Here is a 23,747-nt window from a genome sequence, read left to right as displayed (position 1 = left end):
CCGGACAGACCCCACCGGACACGCCCGCGCCATTGAGCGCTGGCCCACCCGGCGCGGCACACTTCAAAAACCGCATAACCACGTCGACTGCAGCGTGGCCGGCTGGCACGCAGCACGTCATATCCCGGAAGCCGCGTGGGTGTCTTCACCGCAGTTCTACCCTCTTCACACAGACTCAAAGCGCAAGCTGAACCAGCCCACACGCCGCCAGGGTTCCAGTCCAAAGCAAGTCAAAGTTAAGCCATTTGGTCCGCAGACCCGATACGCCGAACCGGTCAAACACGGCCAGCGAAATCACACCTGTCGTAAGCAGCATGGCCGCGCTATGTACACACAGCGCGATCGCGGCGATCAATGCAGTCGGACCAGCGGCACCTGCGGCCCCGCCTGCTCCAGGTAAGGCGCTACAGATCGGCATCAACGCTGGAATCAGCATGAGTCCAGCACCGTGCGAAGCCGCCATCGCAAACGACCAGATGGCCAGTCCGACAAAACCCGTTTGCATCCCGACGCGCGGCCGCATTCGGTGCCCGCGCAGCGCATGCCACGCGGCCCAGCTCAAGAGCAAGGTGCCGCATATCCGATTCAGCCACGAGTGGTCGATCACCAGTCCCAGCGAAAGCCCGGCGATCAACATGCTGCCAGCTGCGAGCGCATGGCCGAGCGCGATCGGGATGAGCGAGAGCAACACGACACGTCGGCTGTGTCGATAGAGTCCGAGCGCGACCGCGAACAACCAACCCATCGCTGGATTGATGCCGTGAAACGTGCCGAGCGCCGCAACAGCCAACCATGTCCACCAGGTCGAGGTCGGCGGATTCATGCACGTCAGGGATAGCAGTAGGAATCTGACGAACAGTCGCCACCTTGCAGACGGATCTGATGCGGTCGATGTCCCTCCGGCCACGCGAGGAAAAATTTCTCGTCGAACGCCAAACCTCCGTCTTGTCCTGCATCGAGCTTGACCATCCAGCCGTCGATCCCTTCCGGGTAGAACTGCGGATCGACTGCGCCGTAGAGGGAGTTGGTGAAGTAGACGCGCTTACCGTCGCGGCTTATTTCGACCATCTGCGGTCCGCCGTTCAACGCGCCGTTCGCAGCACCCGGATGCGTCGCGCGAGAGACGATCCCGCCAATCCGCACCTTTCCGGTGAGCTTTGGCTCAAACGGATCCGACACATCGTATTGCAGCAAATCTCCCGTGCCCCAGCACGAGACATACAGGAAGCGGTCGTCCATCGACAGGTCGATGTCCGTCACCAGCGGAGGCACCGCCCCGAACGACTGCAGCACGGGCGGCAGCAGTCCCGGATCGGCGGGCTCAGCGGGGATCTCGATAATCTTGCGCACCGCCCACTTGTCCTTATCGCGGTACCACGTCCAGATAGACGACGACAGATCCTTCAGACAGATCACGCAATTGACGAAGCCGTAAGCCTTGGTCGGATCGTGAGCAGGACGCAACTCGAAGACGAGCTGGTATTCCGGCCCGAAGTCGATCTCCTGCAAATGCTTGCGGCGTGTGAAGTCCCAGAAGTGCAGACGGCGTCCATACTTCGCACCTAGCAGCACTTCCGGAATCAGCCCATTTTCGAAGGTATCGGGGGTGCCCCATTCGCTGGTCACCAGGGTGTCGTAGCCCAGATGCCACCAGCCGTCATAGGCAAGTTGCTGCGGTCCGCGCTCGACTTCCCAGCGTCCGAGCGGCTCGAAACTTTCCGGGTCCAGCAGAAAAATTCCACCGGGCGCGCCGCCGTCGGCGTTGCCAAGCGCAGTCACGTAAATGCCTCCGGGTCCGCAATGCACGGTATGCGGCCGCGTGTAGCCGGTGCGTGCGGCAATCGTTTCCGGTTCGATGACCTTGGCGATGCTCGGCTTTAGCGGGTCGGCCTTGGTATCGAGAATGTAGATCCGCGACGAGCGTAGTCCCGGCACGACGAGGTAGCGCCGCTCGGTATGCGGATGCGGCGCGTTGGGACACAGACAGGACGAGCAGGCATTCCAGCCAAAGTGATGCAGTTCGTCGCCGGCATGAGGCATGGCCAGGTTGCCGACGATGCTTGCGTAGGCGGGCGACGCGGGATCGACGTCCACCACGGCAATCTCATCCGGGCGCGTGCGATCGGGATCGAACGCGGCCACGTACGCGAGCTTTTCAGGCGGCGCCTGAGCGGCGAGGCGCGGGGATGGATAAAAGCTCGGATCCGGCTTCCAGATGCCCATGGTATTGCTCCTCCGTATCGCTTCGAAGTGGGACGACAGGATCGACCATGATGAACTGTAGTTGCTTTAAGTGATTCGCAAAGCTCGATATGGCATAAGTAAATGCTTGCCTGGCAATCTGCGGTCTTTGGGCTGCCGTCGTGTGCGCTTAGTGCTCGATCGGCTTGCCGGGCCCAGCGACTGCGCCTGCATGTACCGGGGTGGTCACTGACGCCGGCGTTGTCGTGTCGATCGGGTCTGCCTCGGCCATGTCCTTGAGCAACGCCACGTCCCGGGCAATCACCTTGGGCATATGCGTGCGGAGGAATTCGACCCACGTCCGCGTTTTCGCATCAATGAACTTGCGCGACGGATAAAGCGCGTAAATGTTCATGTTCTGCAGCGTATGTTCCGGCAGCACGCGTACCAGCGAACCGTCGCGCAGCCCATCAATTGCGGCATACAGCGGCAATATGCCAATTCCCATGCCTTCGCTGATCGCCACGACGAGCGACTCGGCGATATTGACCTGGACCGGCCCGTTGACTTCCATCAATTCGCTGCCGTTGGGACCTTCGAGCAGCCATTCGTGAGGCGGAAAAGCCGGCGTATGCAGAATGAGGCAATCGTGCTTCTTGAGATCGGCCGGTTGTTGAGGTGCGCCGTGCGTGCGCAAATAGCCGGGTGATGCGCACAAGATGCTGAACGTTGTTCCGAGAAGCAGCGAAACGAGATCCGAATTCGGCAACGTGGAGGCGCCTACGACCGCCACGTCGCTGCTCCCTTCGAACAGGTCGGGCATGCGCTGCGAGAGCGTGAGCTCAACGGTCACTTCCGGATAGAGCGCGCGATAGCGCGAAATGGCCGGCAACACGTAGTGCTGTCCAATGCTGGCGAAGCTATACATGCGCAGCGCGCCAGTCGGCCGCTCATGCGCGCAACTGGCTTCTTCTTCCGCGGTATCGACGTCCGCCAGAATCTGCTGACATCGCTGCAGATAGCGTTCGCCTGCAGTGGTGAGCGCGAGACGCCGGGTCGAGCGGTTCATCAGGCGCGTGCGCAGATGGGTTTCCAGTTCCGACACTGCGCGGGACATTGCACCCGTGGTCGTATTCAGCGATTGCGCCGCGGCAGTAAAACTGCCGGCTTCGACTACGCGTACGAATACACGCATATTTTGTAGCGTATCCATCAGTCCTTCTTATTCATTCGAAATAGTCGAGGGAGAACCGTATTGTCCGCCTGTCGGACCCGCCCATTGTTGTGTGATCCGTAAGAGTCGTTCCCGGGGTGTCCCGTTAATATGCGCCTGCCGCACCCCTACAATCGGACCTTCGCAAGCCGGCGAGGGCGGACTTAACGGTCCATAGCGTCTCCGGGAGGTCCTTGGAACACTTCCACCGGCAGTCATTGGGATGACAGCCCGGAGTACGTTTTTGCCATGAAACCTCAGTATGCGATCGATCAGACGCCCGGCCCAGCCCGGCAATGGCATGCCATGCTGCGTGCGACCGCCGCGGCTGGCCGCGACTGGGCGACAGGCGACGGTCTGATCTGGTTGCATCTGTTCAAGACCGTCACGGCGGCGTTGCTTGCGCTCGGCATTGCCATGTTGCTGGAGCTGCAGCAGCCGCGCACGGCGATGACCACCGTGTTCGTGCTGATGCAGCCCATGAGCGGCATGGTGCTCGCCAAAAGCTTCTATCGGATCATTGGGACGGTGGCGGGGACGATCGCCGCGCTCGTGCTGGGCGCGATTTTCGTGCAGCAGCCCGAACTTTACATGCTCGGGCTGACGGCATGGATGGGCGCCTGTATTGCTGCAGCGGTCCGGTATCGGCATTTTCGATGGTACGGCTTCGTGCTGGCGGGTTACACCGCAGCCCTGATCGGCGTTCCAACCGTAATGGAGCCAAACGGTCTGTTTCTCGCCGCGCTCACGCGGGCCGCGGAGGTTGCTGTCGGCATCGTGTGCTCAAGCGCGGTCAGCGCCTTGATCGTGCCCCAAAGATCCAGCCTGGCATTACAACGCACGCTGCGCAGCAGGTATCTCGATTTTACTGCGTTCGCTGCGCAGGTGTTGAGTGGCAAGGTCGAACGAAGTGCGTTCGAACGTCGCTTCGCAGACTTCGTGGATGGCATCGTCGGCTTTGAAGCGACCCGCACTTTCGCGGCATTCGAAGACCCTGGCATGCGCTCGCGCAGCCCGCGTCTCGCGCGGCTCAACAGCGAGTTCATGGACGTTTGTGCGCGCCTGCACGCTTTGCATCAATTGAGTAAGCGCGTGCAGGCGAGCGGCTCAGCACCGGTCGTCAACGCGATCACGCCGCTTTTTGAAGAACTCGCGCTTCTTTTAGTCAGACAGGCCGAGCGGACGACGGATGCGTCACATGCCGCTCGCGCGGCTGTCGAACTGCGGATCTTCCAGTCAATCTTGCCAGGCCGCGTGCGTAACACGCGGCGGCCGGTTGAAGCGCTTGCGCCAGAAGCGCTGGCTGATTTCGATACGTCAGCCGAGCTGCTGTACCGTTTCGTCGACGAGTTCATCCGTTATACGGAAACCTACGCATCGCTCGAGCAGCATCGCCCCGCCAAGGAGCGGCCTCCGGTCCGTTATTTCAGTAAAACGAACTGGTTCGTGGTCGCCTTCACGTTTTTGCGCTCAGTTGTGGTGATTGCGGCCGTGGGCTGGTTCTGGATCGAAACCGACTGGCCGAGCGGCGGTCTCGCGGTCATCAGCGCGGCGCTTGCTTGCGCATTGACATCCACGGCGCCGAACGCGCCCAAGCTCACCTTGCAGATGACCATTGGCGCAGCCTTCGCAACCATGGCCGGCTATCTGTACACCTGCTACGTCTATCCAGACATCGACGGCTTCCCGCTGCTTTGCGCGACGCTCGCGCCCGTATTGGCATTCGGCGCGTTTCTCGCCATGCGGCCCGCCACCTCGGGCTATGGCGTGGGCTTTTCGGTGTTCTTTTGCCTGCTGGTCGGGCCGGACAACGTGGTGATCTATCAGCCCGATCTGCTGATCAACAACGGCATCGCGATCGTGGCATCCATGCTGGTCGCTTCCATCGCATTTGCGCTGATCTTTCCGGCGCAGATGCCGTGGCTGATCGAAAAAATCAAAGGCAGTTTGCGCAGTCAGGTGGTAGTGGCTTGCAAAGGTGAATTGCGTGGCTTGAATCAGCAGTTTCAGTCCAGCACGCATGATCTGATGGCCCAGTTGCGTGCCTTGCTCACGAAGCGCTCGCGCCGGCATCGCGACGCATTGCGCTGGATGCTGGTTACGCTCGAGATCGGGCACGCCGTGATCGATCTGCGCAACGAGGCGGCCCGGGCAGCATACGCGGCGGACTTGCAGCCACGCTGGAACGCCTGCCTTGACGCGCTGAACGAAGCTATCGCGGCGCTGTTCGAGCGCCCGGACCGAACCCGCTTCGAAGCCGTGCAGGTATCGGTAGGCGTGGCGATTTCGATCGTCCAGATCGTGCTGGAACAGGTGCGTGAGAACCATGCAATGCGGCATGACCTGCAGCGCATTCTCAGCTGCCTGCATTTCATTCGCACCGCTTTACTCGATAAAGATGCGCCGTTCAACGCGCGTTGACGCGTTCGCCAATCCGCCTGGCCGGGCTTCTCGATCTTTCCGCCAGATGGAAGTATCAGTTCCACATGTGCCCATTTATCTATGTACCTGCGGCTCATATAGTTTGACCACTGCTTCAGATTACTCGGCGCAGTAACCGCAAGTACCGGAGAAATGAGATGAAAGCCTTGAAGATTGTCCTGATTGCCTGTTCGTTGGCCGCTGCTGGTGCTCATGCCCAAACTGCGACTCCTCCCGCTGACACGCAACAGGTCGCGCAAGCCGATGTACAACATGCGAATGCGCGAGCCAGGGAAGGCCGCATGGTGCCGGCGCCGAAGAAGACTGATAACTGCGTCGGTCCTGTGAGCTTTTGCAACATCTACGCAGGTAGCTAAGAGGCGGCAATAGCCGCGCTTAAATCCACTTTTAACGCGGTTGGAATACCTTGCCGCGCCGCCGTCCCCCGTGAGACGCCGCTGCAAGGTACGAACAATCCGGTTGCTGAGCGAAGCACACTCCAGACGTGCGCAACGGCAAGCCGGGCGTGTGGTCATTGAGAGACTCGGCAACATGTACGAAGACCGGATTAGATGTGCCGCCGTGCGCGGCAAAGTAACCTCCGCTGCTGAGGCGGCCCTGCTGATTCAAGACGGCATGCGGGTCGGCGCCAGCGGGTTCACGCGGGCAGGCGACGCGAAAGCTGTGCCCGTCGCACTGGCCGAACGGGCCCGTGAGGAAGGCAAGCCTTTGCGCATCACGTTGATGACGGGCGCCTCGCTCGGCCATGACGTGGACCGCAAGCTGACTGAAGCGGGCGTGCTCGCGCGTCGCTTGCCGTTTCAGGTCGACAAGACGTTGCGCGACGCAATCAACCGCGGCGAAGTGATGTTCGTCGACCAGCATCTGTCCGAGACTGTCGAAATGTTGCGCGCCAATCAGCTCGGCAAGCTCGATGTGGCGATCATCGAAGCGGTCGCGATCACCGAAACCGGTGGCATCGTACCGACTACCTCGGTGGGCAATTCCGCCAGTTTTGCTATCCTGGCCGACAAGGTGATCGTCGAGATCAATCTCGCGCAGCCGCTCGCATTGGAAGGCCTGCACGATATCTGGATTCCCGGTCATCGTCCGAATCGCGAACCGTTGCCCATCATCCATCCGCAGGACCGCGTGGGCACGACTGCGATTCCAGTCCCGCCGGAAAAGATCGCCGCGATCGTCATTACGAATCAGCCCGATAGCGCCTCGACCGTTCTGCCTGCGGACGAAGAGACCGAGCAGATCGCCGGGCATCTGATTGAATTTTTGCACCACGAAGTATCGCGCGGCCGCATGCCGCGACGCTTACCGCCGCTGCAGGCGGGCATTGGCACGATTGCCAATGCGGTGCTGGCAGGTTTCGTCAAGTCTCCCTTCGAAGCGTTCCAGATCTATTCGGAAGTGCTGCAGGATTCGACCTTCGACCTGATGGATGCCGGCAAGGTGACATTCGCGTCGGGCGCGTCCATTACGCTGTCGGCGGCGCGCCATGCCCAGGTGTTCAGCGAACTGGAGCGCTATCGCGACCGTCTCGTGTTGCGCCCGCAAGAAGTCAGCAACCATCCCGAAGTGATTCGCCGGCTGGGACTGATCGCGCTGAACACGGCGCTGGAGTTCGATATCTACGGCAACGTGAATTCGACGCATGTGGGCGGCACGCACATGATGAACGGCATTGGCGGGTCCGGTGATTTCTCGCGCAACGCGTCGTGTGCGATCTTCGCAACCAAGTCGATGGCGAAGGGCGGTCGCATCTCGAGCATCGTGCCGATGGTGCCGCATTGCGACCACAACGAACATGACGTCGACGTGGTCGTGACGGAACAGGGCCTGGCGGACCTGCGTGGACTGGCGCCGCGTGAGCGAGCCACGTTGATCATCGAGAAGTGCGTGCATCCGCTGTATCGCGACATGCTGCGCGACTACTATCGGGACGCCTTGCAACGTGGCGGGCAAACTCCGCACTGCCTCGAACGGGCATTTGCGTGGCATACGCGTCTCAACGAAACGGGCTCGATGCTCGAGCAGGCGCTGGTGCCGGCCTGATGGTCTGCGCATTGGGTAGCGCGCAGAAGGAAGGGTGCTGAGGTCAGGCGACCAAGAGGTCGCCTGACGCGGCGAAGGCTAGGCCCCGCGCCGGAAGAGGCGGATGATGAAGAGCAGGATGACCGCGCCGATCACCGCCGTGATGATCGAACCGATCCAGCCGCCGCCGAGCGAGATATGCAGCACGCCAGCGAGCCACCCGCCGATGAACGCGCCCACAATCCCGACGATGATGTCGACGATCAACCCGAACCCGCCGCCCTTGACCAGCACGCCTGCCAGCCAGCCGGCGATCGCGCCAATGATGAGCCATGCAATGATGCCGTGTTCCATAATCGAGACTCCATGGTTGAGCGTGAAAAATTCACGGTGACAGAGCTTAGTCGATGGGCTTAGTGCAGTCCATATTCAGGACGCAGAATTAACATTCTCTGAATATGTCGCGCAGGGCCAGCGAAGCAGGCGCTACACAGCGCCAGTAATAAAGTGGGAATCGATGCAGGAACGGAAGCAGGGCTGCCGCGGCCAGGGCGGATAGACAGGGGCATACAAGGCGCAGTCGCTCGGTTCATTTGGTTCTCGTTGTCGGTCTCGGGCTGCACAGGCATACGGCGCGGCGACACCTCTCACGCATTCCCTCGATGCCACACGGATGCGGGCCGCTGCTTCGTCTACGGTTGTTATAGGTGAAGCTTGCGACCGGCGCAAGGCACGCCGGAGCAAGTATGCGCGGCATGCCTCGTTGTTGGCCATTTGAAGGCTCAGGCTGCAACCCGGCGTGGCGCTGCCTCGCAGAATGCGTTGCTACTCCGGCGTCGGTTCGGCTTCCGTGGCGATCCAGCTGACGCTCGACACGCTCTTTTCCATGCTGATGCGGCTTGCCATCAGTTCAAGCCTGGCTTGATCCTTCGGATGCAGCTTTAAGGTTGCCGTCACGCGGATGCGGCCTGGTTGATCCGGCACGTCCTCGCTCGTCAGACTCTGGAAGGACAGCGGCGTCGAATACATGGAGTTCGACAAGGCGGTGCGGATATGGATTTCATCGTCTTCACGGCAGACCACCGTCAAGACGTACTCGCGCACGAGGTCGGCGTTCGAAACCGGCGCGGCGTTGATCGTGCGGCTGACTTCGCGTAGTACTGTATTGGTCAGCAGCACCACGCCCGTCCCGGCGAGCGCCGGCCCGAAATGCCCCGCACCGCACAATACGCCCACTGCTGCAGAGCACCACAGGGTCGCCGCGGTATTGATACCCTGGATCGAGCCCTTGTCGCGCATGATGACGCCGCCGCCGAGAAAACCCACCCCCGACACCACGTACGCCGCAATCTGGGTGACGCCCGCCGTGCCGTTACCGGTCAGGACGCCAAGCGTGACGAACAGGCACGCGCCGCTGGCGACGAGCGTGATGGTACGCAGACCGGCGGTGCGCTGCCGCATCTGTCGTTCGATGCCGATGGCGACGCCACAGGCGAAAGCGGCCAGAAGCCGCCAGACAAAATCAAGCGTCATGTTTTGAATCATTCAGGCGTGCTCAGACGCGTAGTGTGAACCACACGCGTGACAGCCTCACTAACAAACGTGAAGCGCTGCGCGTGACCTTGCGCGCGAGCACGGGCTCGCGACGCGAATGCGACGGCATCTGCTGCAAAGCTTCAGGCTTCGCAGCGACGAATTCAGTGCACGGGAAAATACTTCGGCGCGCACCGTCTGCCCGAACGGCAAGACGGCGGCAGGATGAAACCGGCGCGTAAGCTTGCTGATCAGGCGATGGGGGGAATCGAAGATCGATAACTGCTACTGTCCAAGATGGGCTTCCGGTTCAAGACGTGGACGGATTTTAGGCAATGGCGCATTGTGAAGTCAACCGCTTTATGGCAGGGCAGATTGCAGGGTGTCGTTGGCGAGCCTGTTCTTGGATCGCAGGCTGAACGGTCGGGTTCGCCGGTTTGATGGCATTCAGTGTGTGCCGCCTCAGGTTCCAACGTCGTCTCGATCGCGTCAGGTTTTATCGCAAATTAATTAGGGAGTCCGAAGCTTGACAAGGACCATCCCGGAAAAGACACTGCCTGATGCTTTGAATCAGGTCGCATAGCCCATGCGCAAGCTCACATGTGGCGCCTGAAGTCTCGCGTGCTTCCCATCTGACGTGGTGTGTGTGCTACCGGAAATTGCCGGTCTGCCCAGCGTGCGCGTGGCCACGGCCTGATTCTTTTTTCGTTATGACCAAGTTGAGGATTGCATGAACAAGAGAACCCTGAGCATCGTCGCTAGTGTGTTGATCGCAGCAGCACCGCTGGCATCGTCGGCGGCTGATGTGGCGCCCGCGTCCTTCGAAGGCAGCAGCGTGCTGCAGGCAGAAGGCACCGTGAAGAACGTCGATCAGGCAAAGCACGTGGTGACCGTGCTCGATCAGCATGGCGGCGAAGCCGCCTTCACCGTCACCGAAACGGGCAATCTGGCGCAGATCAAACCAGGTGCCAGGGTTCATGTCCGCATGATCCGCAACGCGCTCGTCAGCCCGTCGCAAGGTGCGCTCGGCCAGTCGTCGCCGCTGGACGTCATCGCAGAGGTGCAGGCCGTCGACCATGCTGCCGGCGTCATCGAGTTGAAGGGCCCCAACGGCGCCGTGTTCCACGTGCAGGGACGTGACCCGGCGAAGCTTGCCGGCCTGCAGCCGGGCACGCATCTGAAGGTCGCATACACGCCGCAAGTGAGCGTGGCCGTTGCTCCTGCGCAATAAGGTTCGCGCATTCAGGTTCGCACGGTATAGCGAAGGGTTGAGCGTGTGAGGCGTGCCTGCGAAGGCATGCCTCACATTCAGTTTCAAGCGTTGATCGCCGCAGTTGTCTGCTGTGCGCCTTCCCGCCTGTCATTCGTCGCGCTGGCACGCTTGCTTTTAGGGGGGCGTCCCGCTTTTCAGGTTCCCTCGCCGGGCACCAGTCGTAAGCGCGTGATTTCCGAGGGTGCGCCCAGGCGCTTCGGCGGTCCCCAATAGCCGGTACCCCGGCTCGTATATACCCACAACCCGTTCAGGCGCGCCAGCCCGGCGGTAAACGGCTGCTGCAGGCGAACAAAGAAGTTCCACGGAAAGATCTGGCCGCCGTGCGTGTGGCCGGACAACTGCAACGTGAAGCCCGCGTCCGCAGCGGCTTCGGCCGAACGCGGCTGATGCGCGAGCAACACCTTGATCAGCACGTCGCCGGGTGCACCGGCTAGTGCCGCTACCGGATCGCTCTGGTGCGCCGGGTCGTAGTGGCCGGCCGAATAGTCTGTCACGCCGGCGATTACCGCCCGGGCGCCGTCGTGATTCACCACGACGTGCTCGTTGAGCAGCACGTTAAGACCGAGACGTCGGAATTCGTCGATCCACGCATCGGCGCCGGCGTAGTACTCGTGATTGCCCGTCACCAGATATGCGCCATGGCGCGCGCTGAGTCGCGATAACGGTTGCGTGTGGGCGCTCAACTGCGGCACGCTGCCGTCGACCACGTCGCCGGTCACCGCGATCAGGTCAGGCTTGAGGCGATTCACCGCGTCGACGATCGCATCCACATAGCGGCGTTTGATGGTCGGGCCCACGTGGATGTCGCTGATCTGAACGATGATGAAGCCATCGAGCGCGCTCGGCAGATCGTCGATCGGCACATCGATGCTCACCACGCGCGCGCGCCGCCGCGCGTTGAAAAGGCCGACCGCCGTGGATAGCAGGGCAAGCAGCGGCACCGCCGCCGCCGAGTCCATACGCAAGCGGGCGAGCTCGATCGTGCGCGGCCAGATGGCGTCGACGGTCAGCAACGACGCCAGCACGATGTCGCGCGCAAAAGTCAGCATCAGCAACGAAGAGAAAAACCCCATTGCCGTCAAGCCGACCCACGCGGCCCGGTCGGCGAACGGTTGCTGTTCGATGGTCCGCGCGAACATGCCGAGCGGAATCAGGAAACACGACAGCACGAGCCAGAGTGCGGCGAGCCAATGGCCGGTGTGATCGACAGGCAAATCAGGAATGATCCGCAAGCCGACATAAATATGCAGCAAAACGCCAATACCGAGAAAGCGGACCAGAAACGATGAGCGGCGCATAGAAAGGAGGAAGAGGCGGAAGGGCTGCCGGATTGGTGCGAATTGCACAGATGCGATTCGCAGCGGAAATGCCGGCAGGACAGATCATTCTACCGGCATGTCGTCACCGCTGCCGGAGGCGCAAGATTTCCGCTAAAAGTATTCAGAGATGCGAATGAGGCGCGCGCGAGCCTGCCCATTTTCCGCGCCGCGCCGCACGGCATGGCATCGGGCGTGGAAAGTTGGCGCGTGGCGGCGCACACGAGGCTACCCAGCCGAGTAAGGCTTCTGCCTTGTTGACGCACTGATCGGCGCGGCGCTGTTTGACGTGGCGCACTTCAGCCGGACGCGCCCGGAAAACTCACCAGATCGTCCGTTCGCGAGCGTTGCATCCATGCATTCGCGCAAGCACTTAAAGAATCTGCGCGGCTTCGTCAAAGGCAAACCGCGGACTGCGCTTGAACAGCTTGGCCGGATCGCCGTATCCGAGGTTGATCAGGAAATTCGTCTTGACCGTGGTGCCGGCGAAAAACGCCGCATCGACCTTGGCTGCATCGAAGCCGGACATGGGGCCGGTATCAAGTCCGAGTGCCCGCGCGGCCATGATCAGATAGCCGCCTTGCAGCGTCGCGTTGCGAAACGCGGTGTCGGCGATCACCTTGTCATTGCCCGCGAACCAGCTGCGAGCGTCGGCATGCGGGAACAGCTTGGGCAAATGCTCGTAGAAAGCCATATCCATCCCGACGATGACCGTCACCGGCGCGGCCATCGTTTTGTCCAGGTTCCCGGCGGAAAGGGCGGGGCGCAACTTTTCCTTCGCTTGCTGCGACTTCACGAACACAAAGCGGCCGGGGCTCGAGTTGGCGGAGGTTGGCCCGAGCAGGGCGAGTTCGACCAGTTGCCCGAGAAGGGCGTCATCGACCGGCTTGTTTTGCCAGCCATTGTGCGTGCGTGCCTCGCGAAAGAGCTGATCGAGGGCTTCGTTGGAGAGTGTCATGGTCATGGGTTCGGTGGAGAGGGGAAAACGATGCGGGTATGACGCCGTGCCGGCAGCAATCAGGCAGCAATCAGGCAGCAAGCAACCCGCGGAACGAGAGCGCAATCTCAGGCGCCACCTGGCGCCGCCGCTGACTTCATAATAGAGAGGCTCACTTATTTTAGATGCACGCGCCAATGCGTGTGCAGGCCGCTATTTCCATGCACGATCTGTTCGACGATCTTCCTCAGCCCGATGTTGCCTGGTATCCCGACTGGCTCGCGCCCGCTGACGCGGTGCGTGCTCTGGCGGAGCTCATCGACGAGGTGGCCTGGAAGCAGGACACCATGGGCACGCCGGCCGGGCGCGTGCCGCTGCCGCGCCTGACCGCATGGCAGGGCGAGCCCGACGCGGTCTATATCTATTCCGGTATTCGCAACCTGCCGGAAGCGTGGACGCCCACGGTGGCCAAGCTCAAGGCCGCCGCCGAAGCGGTGTGCGGATGCCGCTTCAACAGCGTGCTGATCAACCGCTACCGTAGCGGTCTCGACAGCATGGGCTGGCATGCCGACCGCGAGCCGGAACTGGGGCCCCAACCCGTGATTGCGTCGCTGAGCCTCGGCGTCGCGCGCACCTTCGATCTGCGCCACAACAAGACTGGGACGCTGCAGTCGTATCAGCTCAAGGGCGGCAGCCTGCTCGTCATGCGCGGCAACACCCAGGCTGAGTGGCGTCACCGCGTGCCGAAGGAACCGCGCGTGACGGGTGAGCGCATTAACCTGACGTTTCGCCGGGTGACGCCCCGGCAGTAGAGTGCGCCCGCAGCGCCGCGTAATGCGATGATTTCCTCTGACGAGGTATGCGCGACTATGTCGAGCAGTCCGATGCGCTATATCAAAACTGGTATTAGGTGCGCGAATCATATGATTGGACGCCCGGCGCGCCAACCACTACGCTGAATCACGATCCTCACCGAGGCCCCACTGCAGTCGGCCGCCGAGTATCGAATCATCACAACAACGATTCAGGAGACAAGTCATGGCGAATTCACGACGTGCTGTATGTCGTGCGTTGGGCGCGCTCGCACTCGTGGCGGGTGTCGGAACGCTGGCGGCACCCAGCGCATATGCTCAGGAAAAACCCATCACGCTAGGTTTCGCGCAGGTCGGCGCCGAAAGCGCGTGGCGTACCGCTAACACCGAATCCATCAAATCCGCTGCGGCTGACGCGAAGATCAACCTCAAATTCTCAGATGCCCAGCAGAAGCAGGAAAACCAGATCAAGGCGATTCGCTCGTATATCGCGCAAAAGGTCGACGTGATCGCTTTCTCGCCGGTGGTCGAATCGGGCTGGGAGCCGATCCTGCTGGAAGCCAAGGCGGCGAAGATTCCCGTGATCCTGACCGACCGCAATATCGATGTGAAGGACACGTCGCTTTACGTGACCATGATCGGCTCGGACTTCATGGAAGAAGGGCGGCGCGGCGGTCATTGGCTCGAAGATCACTATAAAAACGACCAAGGCCCTATTAACATCGCCGAACTGCAGGGAACTGTCGGTTCCGCTCCGGCAAATGACCGGCACTCCGGGTTGCTGGAGGTGATCAAGAACGATCCCAAATTCAAGATCATTGCGTCGCAGAGCGGCGACTTTACGCTCGCCGGCGGCAAGCAGGTCATGGAAGCGTTTATAAAGACTTATGGAAATAAAATAAATGTAGTTTATGCGCATAACGACGATATGGCGCTCGGCGCCATCCAGGCGATGGAAGAGGCCGGCATGCATCCGGGCAAGGACATCACCGTCGTATCGTTCGACGCCACCAAGGGCGGTTTCCAGGCGATGGCCGCAGGCAAGATGAATGTCGATGTCGAATGCAGCCCGCTGCTGGGTCCGCAGCTGATGTCGGCGGTCAAGGACGTGGTGGCCGGCAAGAGCTTGCCGAAGCGTATCCTGACGCAGGAGACCGTGTTCCCGATGAGCGTCGCTGCGCAGACATTGCCGACGCGTAAATACTAATTAATTCGCAGGCCGTAAGAGTTTCTCCAGTGGTGCCTGGCCGTTCGGCTGCTCCGGCAGCGAACGGTCTCTTTTCCACCCATCGAGCGAGGTCTATGGCCCACCCGACTCCTCACCCCTCCGAAACCGCGCACGAACGCGGCCCGGCCGGCACTCAAGCGGGAGAGATTGAGCCAATTCTGGCAACCGTCGGCGTCAGCAAGACGTTTCCAGGTGTGAAGGCGCTGCAGAACGTCGATTTCCGCCTGTTTCCCGGCGAAGTGCATACCTTGATGGGGCAGAACGGCGCCGGCAAGTCCACCTTGATCAACGTGCTGACCGGCGTGGTCGCGCCCGACGCGGGCGTAGTCCGCCTGGCCGGCCAGCCGGTGTCCTTCGGCTCGCCGCAAGACGCCGAAGCGGCCGGCGTGCGCACGCTATACCAGGAAGTGCATCTGTGCCCGAATCTGTCGGTCGCGGAGAACGTCTTCGCCGGACGCCAGCCGAAGCGCTTCGGTGCGATTGACTGGCGCGAGATCAAACGCCGCGCGCAGGCCGCGCTTGCGCGCCTCGACGTTGCGCTGGATGTGACCAAATCGCTGGATGCGTATCCCATCGCCGTGCAGCAGATGGTCGCCATTGCGCGCGCGATTTCCGTCGATGCGCGCGTGCTCATCCTCGATGAGCCGACTTCGAGCCTCGACGACAGCGAAGTCGCACAGCTCTTCAAGATACTTCGGCATCTTAAGCAATCGGGAATCGCCATTCTGTTCGTGACGCATTTTCTCGAACAAACCTACGCGATTTCCGATCGGATTACCGTGATGCGCAACGGCGAACGCGAAGGTGAATACCTTGCGAGCGAGCTGTCGGCGGATCAACTGGTGGCCAAAATGGTGGGTCACGAACGCATGAGCGCGCGCTTGCGGGACGCGGCCCGTGAAGGGCCGGAAGAAACGCAGGCGGCGCAGCCGTTCGTCGAGATGCGTGGCGTCGGCCGGCGCGGCATGTTGCAGCCGCTCGATCTCGACGTGCAGCCGGGGCAAATTCTTGGACTCGCCGGCCTGCTGGGCTCGGGGCGCACCGAGACGGCGCGTCTGCTATTCGGCGCGGACCGCACCGACAGCGGCACGATCACGGTGGGCGGCAAGGCGGTACGCCTGCGGTCGCCGCACGACGCCGTCGCGCTCGGTATCGGTTATTGCCCGGAGGATCGCAAGAAGGAAGGCATCGTCGCCGAACTGTCGATCCGGGAAAACATCCTGCTGGCGCTGCAGGCGCGGCGTGGCTGGCTGCGCAAGATCAACGGGCAGCGGGCGCGCGAACTGGCGAACCTGTGGATTGGGCACCTGGGCATCAAGGCCTCGGACACCGAGCAGCCGATTGGCCTGCTGTCCGGCGGCAATCAACAGAAGGCACTGCTGGCGCGCTGGCTCGCCACGGATCCCAGCCTGCTGATTCTGGATGAACCGACCCGCGGCATCGATGTCGCCGCGAAATTCGACATCATGGACCGGATGCTGGCGCTGTGCGCCAGTGGTCTGGCGATCCTGTTCATTTCGTCGGAGGTGAACGAGGTGCTGCGCGTCAGCCATCGGGTGGCGGTGTTGCGTGATCGTCGCAAGATCGCGGAGGTGGCGGGCAACGCGTCCAACGAGGACAATATCTACCGACTCATCGCGGGGAGCGGCGAATGAAGCTATCGAACTGGTTCGCGCGTGACGGCGCGGAGCGTCCGCTGATCTGGCCGTGTGTGACGCTCGTGCTGCTGTTCCTGCTCGATTTGTGGGTCAATCCGCATTTTCTGGCGTTGCGCGTGCTTGACGGGCACCTGTTCGGCGCGCCTGTCGACATTCTCAATCGTGCGGCGCCGCTCGTGCTCGTGGCCACCGGCATGACGCTCGTGATCGCCACGCGCGGCATCGATATTTCGGTCGGTGCCGTGGTCGCGATCGCCGGCGCGGCGGCGGCCACCATTCTCGCCACACAGCCGTTTCCCAGCGGCGGACTGATCGGCGAGGCGCTCTGCGCGGCGCTGATCGTAGGCGTGCTGAGCGGCATGTGGAACGGCATGCTGGTGGCGTACGTCGGCATGCAGCCCATCATCGCCACCTTGATCCTGATGGTCGCCGGGCGAGGCGTTGCCCAGTTGCTGACCGGCGGCCAGATCATTCCGATCGGCGCGCCCGGTTACCTGTTCGTGGGAGGCGGTTATCTGTTCGGTGTACCGTTTTCCGTCTGGATCGCGGTCATTGCGGTGCTTGCGACGGCGCTGCTCGTTGAAGGCACGGCGTTGGGGCTGTTTATCCGCGCCATTGGCGTGAATCCGGTGGCGACACGCCTCGTGGGCCTGCGCTCCAAAGCGATCGTGTTCGCGGTGTATGGTTTTTCCGGGCTCACCGCGGCCATCGCCGGCATCCTGATCAGTTCGAACGTGCGCAGCGCCGACGGCAATAACGCCGGTCTGCTGCTCGAACTGGATGCGATTCTTGCCGTGACGCTCGGCGGCACGTCGCTGCTCGGCGGCCGCTTCAGTCTTGCGGGGACGGTGCTGGGCGCGCTCATCATCCAGACGCTGACCTACACGACGTATTCGATCGGTGTGCCGCCGGAAGCGACGCTGGTGGTGAAAGCGGTGGTGGTGCTGGTGGTAAGCGTGATCCAGTCACCGTCGGCGCGCTCGCTTGCGATGTCGCTGTTCACCCCGCGCGGGGTGGCGCGATGAAACGTATCGTCGATCTTTGGGCACGTATCTTCGATCCGCGCACGCTGCCGATCGCGGTCACGATCCTGTTGTTCTGCGCGCTGTTCGGTTTCGGCTCGGTGATGTACACCGGTTTCTTCTCGTTGCAGGTGCTGCTGGATCTGCTGATCGACAACGCGTTTTTGCTGATCGTCGCCATCGGCATGACGTTCGTGATCGTGTCGGGCGGTATTGATCTGTCGGTGGGCTCCGTCGTGGCGCTGACCACCATTGTCGAAGCGGTTCTGGCAGAGCGCATGCACCTGTCGGTGTGGCTCATCCTGCCCATCGTCCTCGTGATGGGCGCGGTATTCGGGGCCGTGCAAGGCGCACTGATTCACTTCTTTCGCCTGCAACCGTTCATCGTCACGCTGGCCGGCATGTTCTTCGCGCGCGGCCTGTGTTTCCTGATCACCACGCAGTCCATCACCATTTCCGATCCGACCTTCAAGGCCATTTCGGCGTATCGCTTGCCGGTCGGGACCGGTTCGGTTTCGGCCAACGTGTTGATTGCACTGGTGACGTTGCTGGTGGCTATCTTCGTCGCGCATTTCACGCGCTTTGGCCGCAACGTGTATGCGGTCGGCGGCAATCCGCGTTCGGCATTGCTGATGGGGCTGCCGGTCGCGCATACGCGGATTGGCGTGTACGCGCTGAGCGGCTTTTGCTCCGCACTCGGCGGCGCCGTGTTCACCTTCTACGTGCTGTCCGGCTACGGGCTGCAAGGGCAGGGCATGGAACTCGACGCGATCGCGGCGACGGTGATTGGTGGCACCTTGCTGACGGGCGGCGTCGGTTATGTGATCGGCTCGCTGTTCGGCGTGGGCATCCTCGGCACGATTCAGACGTTGATCACGTTCGACGGCACATTGAGCTCGTGGTGGACGCGCATCGTGATCGGCGCGCTGCTGTGCGCGTTCTGCCTGCTGCAGCGGCTGATCGAACGGCACGCGCGTTCGGTGCGGCGGCCAGGCGGTCCCGAAGGCGCGGTATCGACGCCGTCGCGCGAACGTTCTCATCACGACACGGCCGCGACGGATTCGCATGCCACCGGCCGCGTGCCTGATGAGGGGTTAAGAAAGGCTATGGGGCAGTAAGGCGCTGCGCTGACGGCTGCCGTTGACGAGCTCACGTCTTCGGCAGTCTGAGCGCGGCGAGAGTCACGCAGCGCACACGATGCGCCGCGCATCCAGATCACGGCCTGCGTCGGTGCAATGCCGAGCGCAAACAGCACGCGACACCTCCGCCATCGAACCCACGAGAACACCGGCATAAACAGCCGCGCCGATGCCGTGCGTGATGCTGGGATTCGTCCTATGCCATTTGCCGTTCCAACGGTCGGCCCGCGCCGTTTCGGATACCGCTCACGTTCTTGCGCAAAAAGGGTTTGATCCTTCTCGATCAGATCGGCACGGTGGACAAAACGCGTTTCATCAAGTGTGCAGGGGCGGTGTCGGATCAGGCGCTATTGAATGCGCTGTCGACGCTGCAGGCGTTTTTTGTCGAGTGAGCCGGATCGTATGGTGCGATCGTGCGTAGCAGCCTTGTTGCGGCTCAATGCCTGTCTACCGCGAGTCGGCGCCTCACGGTTGCGACCAGACGCTCATGCGCCATGCTGCTGGCAGCAATCGCCGTGGCCTCCGGCAGATTCTCGCGCACGATATCGGTCAACACCTGGCCAGGCGGCGCTTCAACCAGCACGCGGGCACCCATTTCAAGCATGACGGTGAGCGCATCGAACCAGCGGACCGTGTAGCGCATATTGGTGGCAAGGTCATCGCGTATGGCTTGTGCCGTATGCAACGGTCGGCCGCCGCGATTGCCCACGTAAATGCTGCGCGGCGTGTGAAACGGCACCTCGCGGGCGTAGTCGATCAGTTCTTCCGTCGCGCCGGCGAGCAATTCGCAATGCGACGGCACGCTCACTTCGAGCCGCGTGGCCTTGCGGGCGCCTGCGGCAAGCGCGCGTTCGACAAGCGCCTCGAGGGCGGCATCCGAACCGGCCATGACAATCTGACGCGGTGCATTGACGTTGCCGATATACGCGCGCGGCACGCCGCGCCGCGCCAGCTCGTCAGCAACAACTTCCAGTTGATGTTCGCTCAGACCCGAAATGGCCGCCAGACCATAACCGGAGGGATAGGCGGCTTCCATGAGTTCGGCTCGCTTGCGGACCATGCGCAGCGCGTCATCGAACTGCAGGGCCCCGCAACTCACGGCCGCTGCATAGGCGCCGACCGAAAGCCCCGCGCTGACATCCGGCGTCAACTGGGAGTCGGCCAGCGCACGCACGGTAGCCACACCCGCGACGACGAGCCCGACCTGCACCGCCACCGTCGAGCGCAAAGCAGCCGAGGTGTCGAGCGTGAGCACGTCGATGCCGAGCACCTGTGAGGCTTCGGCGAGCGTGTCGCGAACCGCGGCGTGCTCCGGCAGCCGATGCAAAAATCCTGCGGACTGCGCGCCTTGCCCGGGGAACTGGAAGGCGAGCATCACACGCGCCCGGGCATGGCCGCCCAAGGGTCGGCAATCAGTTGCGGACCCTGCGCGCAGCGGGCCATCACGCGCGGTTTGCCCGCTGCCCACTCGGCGAGCGCAATCCCGCCGGCCGGCGTTTCGAGCTGGACGTCGACGCGCATGCCGGCCTTCTGCGCGCGCGTCTGCAATTCGGTGAGGATCTGCGCGGCACTCTCCTGAGGCAGCCGCTTGGGCATGCGGACTAGCAAGTCGAGGTCGCTCGCCATGGTGACGGCGGGCATCCGTGTCGCAAGCTCGAAAGCGGCGCTGCCGGTCGGCCCCCACGCGTACCGGCGCAGGCTGCTCATATCGTCGCGCAGCGCCGCGAGCAGCGCGAAGGCAGGCAACGCGCGGCGCTCGAGCGCCGGCAAGCTCGCCGCGAAATCTTCGGGTGCAATCGCTTCGAGGACATCGGCGGCTTCGACCCACGTGCCATAGCGTTGCGCGCGGCCGTTGCCGCGCACGCCCACCGCGACAAAGCCCGCTGCCGCCGGCGCCCGTCTCACTACCGCGAACGGCGCGCGTGCAAAGGCCTCGCGCACCCACTCCGGTTCACCGTCGAGCGGCGCCAGACGCCGCAGCCGCAGCAGATCATGCGGCTGCCAGCGTGGGTCGCAACCGTGCGCGCTATCCGCGGCAAACGGCGGTACGGCACACACCTGCATTACGCGGCGTCCCACTGCTCGGCAAGACGCCGCCGCACTTCGACGGAGGCCGCGCGGGTCTGTTTCGCGGTGTCCGATTCGAGCCGGTGCGCGAGCCCGCGCGTGCTGTCGGCGCGAGCGCTCCTGACCGAAGCGCGCAGCACCTCGCGCACGTGCTCGATCTGCGCGGCGTCCGGCGCGTCGCCGTCGACATCTTTGATCAACGCGTCGAGCAGGCCGAGCCTCGCGAACGACGCCATCGAATACGACATCGGCGTAATGGTTTCGCCGAGCGCTTCAAGTGCTTCGACCGTGCGGCGCGTCACGCGCGCGGCCGCTTCCTTGCCCATTGCGTGCACCATGGTGCCGGGCGCGTCGATTGCAACGATCCGGTTGGCCTGGTAGCCGTGCGCGAGGAACGCGCCCGACATCGCCGGTCCGACAATCAGTGCGATCACCGGATGCCCGGCATCGCGCGCGGTTGCATAGGCGTCGACCGCGGCGGCGCAGGCGAGGTGAATGCCGAGCGTCTCTTCGCGATAGCCATAGGCCTGACTTTTTACATCGACGATTGCCACAATCGGACGCTTCGTCGCCGCCTGCGCATCCTGAGCGATCGTCTCACGCACCGCGCGTGCAAGCTGCCAGCCCTGTTCGAGGCCGACCACATTGTCAGTGGCGCGCGGGAAGCGGTTTTGCGGATCGGCAACCACGCTGATGAAGCGCGCAGTTTCGTCGCCAAGCCTGGCATCGCCGCTCCAGACGGGGGCGGGGCTTGCCGTCTCGCCGGCGAGGGCGCGGAACCAGCGGGCGCCGCGGGTCAGAGTCGTGTCGTTCATGCTTGCTCCTTCGGCGAGCGAACCCCGGCGCCGGCGGGAAACACGGTTCGCGTGGTTTCGGGCGTGACGTTGGCAGGATCGGTTTGCGCGAGCCGCGCGAGATAGGTGTCCACCTGTTCGCTGCGATGCGCCGCCGGGACGCCCTGTGCAAAGGCGCTTTGCAGCGCGGCGCGAAGCGCGGCGGGATCGTCTTCGACGAGTGCATCGGCGAAGCCGGTCAGCGCGCGTTGTTCACCGCCGATCAACTGCCACACGTGACGCCGGTCGCTCGCGTCGAGTTCGTCGATGCCCGCTTCCTGTTCGATCACTTCAGGGCCGTTCATGCCAAGACGCCCCTGTCTGGTGAGAATCAGATACGAGCACAACCCAGCGGCGAGCGACATACCGCCAAAACATCCCACCATGCCGGAGATCACGCCGACTACCGGCACATGCCGGCGCAGCGCGACAATCGCCGCCTGAATTTCGGCGATCACCGCGAGACCCAGGTTGGCTTCCTGCAGACGCACGCCACCGGTTTCGAACAGCACGACCGGACGCACGATCTTGCCGCGCTCGCAATCCCGCAGCGCGAGTTCGAGCGCCGCGGCAATCTTGCTGCCCGACACTTCGCCGATGCTGCCGCCCTGGAACGCCGACTCGATTGCCGCGACCACGGCCGGTTCGCCGTCGATGGTGCCGCGTGCGATCACGCAGCCGTCGTCGGCCTGGCAGACGATGCCCTGCAGCGGCAGCCACGGCGACTCGATGCGATCGAACGGGCCGAGCAGTTCGCGGAACGTGCCCGCATCGAGCAAGGCGCGGGCGCGCTCGCGCGCCGGCAGCTCGATGAAGCTGTCATGCAGCACCAAGCCGGGCTGCGCAGTGGCAACGGTGCTCATGCGTCGTCTCCCTGTTCCGCTTCCTCAATGGCTTCCGCGAGCCGCAGCGCCACCACGCCGGGCGTCGCGCCGAAATCGTTGATCTCGATCTGCGCGGCGCCGTCGTAGCGTGTGAAGAAGCGGTCGAGCACGCTCTTCCAGATGTGGCTGTAACCGTCGACGCTGGTCCGCACGATCACATGCGCGGTCATCGCCGAAGCCGGCGACAACAGCACTTCGAGGTCGCCAGAACCGACCACGCCGACATGCGCGCGAGTCGTGACGGCGCGCTGCGCCGGATAGTCGAACGTCAGATGTTCCATGTGGCTGAGCTCCCGCCAGTGCCATGACGCACCAGCATGTCGATGAAGAGGGTGGCGGCGAGCAGATCGGCTGCGCCGCCCGGAGAGGCGTTGAGTGCCAGCAGCGCGCGGTCGAGTTCGGCGAGCGCGGCGCGGCCGGACACGGTCGAACTGCCGCCGAGATCGAGCACGCGACGCGCGCCGTCCTTGCCCGCGTGCAGGCCGGGCAGGCCCGCGCGGTGCAACAGGCAGGTGTCGTCGAGCGAGGCCATGATCGCCAGTAACGTGTCGAGACGGGCCGCGTTCTCGGGCACGCCGTTGGCGCGCGCGGCCAGCAACGCGGGCAAGCCTACGTCTGCTACATGGGGGAAACCGTCTTGCGCTTCGCGTCGCGCGCCGCCGACCTGGTAGCGCTGGCGCACGCGCTCGCCATTACTGTCGGAGGGCGTGGCGAAGCGATCGGGGAAGCAGGCGATCTGCGCACCCAGCGTGCAGATGCTGGAGGCGAGCGCGGCTTGCGCGGCTGCGTCACGTGGCGCCGTTGGCTGCACCTGCGCAATCGCGGCGCCCGCTACCAGCAATCCGACAATCCAGATTGCACCACGATGCGCGTTACTTCCGTTGGTGGCGTGCAACATCGCCTGTTCGCCGGCACGGCCAATCCGCGCGAGTTCGGAGCGCAAGGTTGCGGACGGCTCGCGGCGGCGCGACGCAGAGGCCAGCTCCGCGAAGGTCGCACCGAGCGAGTGAGCCGAGCGCAGCATGGTGACGAGATCGAGATCCCGGTGCGCGCCGCTGCCGCGCTGATCCACCAGCGCAGGTTTCGGCGTGAGCAGCGCTTCCTCGATCAGCGCCGTGACGGCGAGGCGTGCGAGCCACGTGTCCGTCGCGTCGGCTTCAACCCGCGAGGGGCGCGCAGCGGGC

The 23,747-nt window shown here is 63.1% G+C and carries 23 protein-coding genes; 10 read left to right on the top strand and 13 right to left on the bottom strand.

Annotated features, from left to right (window positions below):
* Window positions 1-175: 175 nt before the first annotated feature.
* The 3 genes from VGH41_RS26155 to VGH41_RS26145 form a co-directional block, all read right to left on the bottom strand.
* Window positions 176-823, bottom strand: coding sequence for a hypothetical protein (locus VGH41_RS26155; RefSeq protein ID WP_331600571.1), 648 nt, complete (start codon window positions 821-823; stop codon window positions 176-178).
* A 5-nt stretch (window positions 824-828) separates the two neighbouring features.
* A complete protein-coding gene (locus tag VGH41_RS26150; protein ID WP_331600570.1) occupies window positions 829-2,223 on the bottom strand; it encodes a selenium-binding family protein in 1,395 nt (464 codons plus the stop codon).
* A 148-nt stretch (window positions 2,224-2,371) separates the two neighbouring features.
* Complete coding sequence (locus tag VGH41_RS26145; RefSeq protein ID WP_331600569.1) at window positions 2,372-3,394, bottom strand: LysR family transcriptional regulator; 1,023 nt, start codon at window positions 3,392-3,394, stop codon at window positions 2,372-2,374.
* A gap of 249 nt (window positions 3,395-3,643) precedes the next feature.
* On the opposite strand from VGH41_RS26145, the gene VGH41_RS26140 reads away from it, so the two are divergent.
* The 3 genes from VGH41_RS26140 (at window position 3,644) to VGH41_RS26130 (ending at window position 7,882) form a co-directional block, all read left to right on the top strand.
* Window positions 3,644-5,815, top strand: a complete 2,172-nt coding sequence (locus tag VGH41_RS26140) for an FUSC family protein (protein WP_331600568.1) — start codon at window positions 3,644-3,646, stop codon at window positions 5,813-5,815.
* Between the two features lie 158 nt (window positions 5,816-5,973).
* Window positions 5,974-6,192 (top strand): hypothetical protein, encoded by a 219-nt coding sequence (locus VGH41_RS26135; RefSeq protein WP_331600567.1) that lies wholly within the window; start codon window positions 5,974-5,976, stop codon window positions 6,190-6,192.
* Between the two features lie 175 nt (window positions 6,193-6,367).
* A complete protein-coding gene (locus VGH41_RS26130) occupies window positions 6,368-7,882 on the top strand; it encodes an acetyl-CoA hydrolase/transferase family protein (RefSeq protein WP_331600574.1) in 1,515 nt (504 codons plus the stop codon).
* A gap of 78 nt (window positions 7,883-7,960) precedes the next feature.
* Here VGH41_RS26130 and VGH41_RS26125 read toward each other — a convergent pair whose 3' ends face one another.
* Window positions 7,961-8,215, bottom strand: a complete 255-nt coding sequence (locus tag VGH41_RS26125) for a GlsB/YeaQ/YmgE family stress response membrane protein (protein WP_331600566.1) — start codon at window positions 8,213-8,215, stop codon at window positions 7,961-7,963.
* Between the two features lie 471 nt (window positions 8,216-8,686).
* A complete protein-coding gene (locus VGH41_RS26120; protein WP_331600565.1) occupies window positions 8,687-9,394 on the bottom strand; it encodes an MgtC/SapB family protein in 708 nt (235 codons plus the stop codon).
* Between the two features lie 730 nt (window positions 9,395-10,124).
* On the opposite strand from VGH41_RS26120, the gene VGH41_RS26115 reads away from it, so the two are divergent.
* Window positions 10,125-10,625 (top strand): hypothetical protein, encoded by a 501-nt coding sequence (locus tag VGH41_RS26115; protein WP_331600564.1) that lies wholly within the window; start codon window positions 10,125-10,127, stop codon window positions 10,623-10,625.
* 176 nt (window positions 10,626-10,801) lie between these two features.
* On the opposite strand, the gene VGH41_RS26110 is transcribed toward VGH41_RS26115, so the two are convergent.
* Together VGH41_RS26110 and VGH41_RS26105 are read right to left on the bottom strand one after the other, a co-directional pair.
* The gene (locus VGH41_RS26110) at window positions 10,802-11,965 is read right to left on the bottom strand and encodes a metallophosphoesterase (protein WP_331600563.1); all 1,164 of its coding nucleotides are present in this window, start codon (window positions 11,963-11,965) and stop codon (window positions 10,802-10,804) included.
* 391 nt (window positions 11,966-12,356) lie between these two features.
* A complete protein-coding gene (locus VGH41_RS26105) occupies window positions 12,357-12,941 on the bottom strand; it encodes a malonic semialdehyde reductase (RefSeq protein ID WP_331600561.1) in 585 nt (194 codons plus the stop codon).
* Between the two features lie 200 nt (window positions 12,942-13,141).
* On the opposite strand from VGH41_RS26105, the gene VGH41_RS26100 reads away from it, so the two are divergent.
* From VGH41_RS26100 to VGH41_RS26075, 6 genes are all read left to right on the top strand, one after another.
* Window positions 13,142-13,732, top strand: coding sequence for an alpha-ketoglutarate-dependent dioxygenase AlkB (locus tag VGH41_RS26100; protein WP_331600560.1), 591 nt, complete (start codon window positions 13,142-13,144; stop codon window positions 13,730-13,732).
* Window positions 13,733-13,958: 226 nt separating this feature from the next.
* On the top strand, window positions 13,959-14,939 hold the full coding sequence (locus VGH41_RS26095) for an ABC transporter substrate-binding protein (RefSeq protein WP_331600573.1): 981 nt from the start codon (window positions 13,959-13,961) through the stop codon (window positions 14,937-14,939).
* A gap of 95 nt (window positions 14,940-15,034) precedes the next feature.
* Window positions 15,035-16,615 (top strand): sugar ABC transporter ATP-binding protein, encoded by a 1,581-nt coding sequence (locus VGH41_RS26090; protein ID WP_331600559.1) that lies wholly within the window; start codon window positions 15,035-15,037, stop codon window positions 16,613-16,615.
* Entirely contained in the window at window positions 16,612-17,643 is a 1,032-nt protein-coding gene (locus tag VGH41_RS26085; RefSeq protein ID WP_331600558.1) for an ABC transporter permease, read from the top strand. Before VGH41_RS26090 ends, VGH41_RS26085 begins: the two co-directional genes overlap by 4 nt.
* The gene (yjfF, locus tag VGH41_RS26080) at window positions 17,640-18,758 is read left to right on the top strand and encodes a galactofuranose ABC transporter, permease protein YjfF (protein ID WP_331600557.1); all 1,119 of its coding nucleotides are present in this window, start codon (window positions 17,640-17,642) and stop codon (window positions 18,756-18,758) included. The genes VGH41_RS26085 and yjfF overlap by 4 nt, the downstream gene beginning before the upstream one ends.
* Window positions 18,759-18,982: 224 nt before the next feature.
* The gene (locus VGH41_RS26075) at window positions 18,983-19,171 is read left to right on the top strand and encodes a type II toxin-antitoxin system PemK/MazF family toxin (protein ID WP_331600572.1); all 189 of its coding nucleotides are present in this window, start codon (window positions 18,983-18,985) and stop codon (window positions 19,169-19,171) included.
* 44 nt (window positions 19,172-19,215) lie between these two features.
* Here VGH41_RS26075 and mdcH read toward each other — a convergent pair whose 3' ends face one another.
* From mdcH to VGH41_RS26045, 6 genes are all read right to left on the bottom strand, one after another.
* Window positions 19,216-20,154 carry a malonate decarboxylase subunit epsilon gene (gene mdcH, locus VGH41_RS26070; protein ID WP_331600556.1) on the bottom strand — a complete coding sequence of 313 codons (939 nt, stop codon included), beginning with the start codon at window positions 20,152-20,154 and terminating at the stop codon, window positions 19,216-19,218.
* Window positions 20,154-20,843 (bottom strand): malonate decarboxylase holo-ACP synthase, encoded by a 690-nt coding sequence (locus tag VGH41_RS26065; RefSeq protein WP_331600555.1) that lies wholly within the window; start codon window positions 20,841-20,843, stop codon window positions 20,154-20,156. Before VGH41_RS26065 ends, mdcH begins: the two co-directional genes overlap by 1 nt.
* Complete coding sequence (gene mdcE, locus VGH41_RS26060; protein WP_331600554.1) at window positions 20,843-21,661, bottom strand: biotin-independent malonate decarboxylase subunit gamma; 819 nt, start codon at window positions 21,659-21,661, stop codon at window positions 20,843-20,845. Before mdcE ends, VGH41_RS26065 begins: the two co-directional genes overlap by 1 nt.
* Window positions 21,658-22,542: a biotin-independent malonate decarboxylase subunit beta gene (locus VGH41_RS26055; RefSeq protein ID WP_331600553.1), complete on the bottom strand. Its 885-nt coding sequence runs from the start codon at window positions 22,540-22,542 to the stop codon at window positions 21,658-21,660. Before VGH41_RS26055 ends, mdcE begins: the two co-directional genes overlap by 4 nt.
* Window positions 22,539-22,844, bottom strand: coding sequence for a malonate decarboxylase subunit delta (locus tag VGH41_RS26050; protein WP_331600552.1), 306 nt, complete (start codon window positions 22,842-22,844; stop codon window positions 22,539-22,541). Before VGH41_RS26050 ends, VGH41_RS26055 begins: the two co-directional genes overlap by 4 nt.
* Window positions 22,832-23,747, bottom strand: a 916-nt coding sequence (locus tag VGH41_RS26045) for a triphosphoribosyl-dephospho-CoA synthase (RefSeq protein ID WP_331600551.1), incomplete at its 5' end; no start/stop codon positions are given. The genes VGH41_RS26045 and VGH41_RS26050, both read right to left, overlap by 13 nt.

The sequence above is a fragment of the Paraburkholderia sp. genome (assembly GCF_036488795.1).
Taxonomy (GTDB): Bacteria; Pseudomonadota; Gammaproteobacteria; order Burkholderiales; family Burkholderiaceae; genus Paraburkholderia.
The sequence above is the reverse complement of the archived record's forward strand: the minus strand, read 5'-3'. Positions and strand labels throughout refer to the sequence as shown.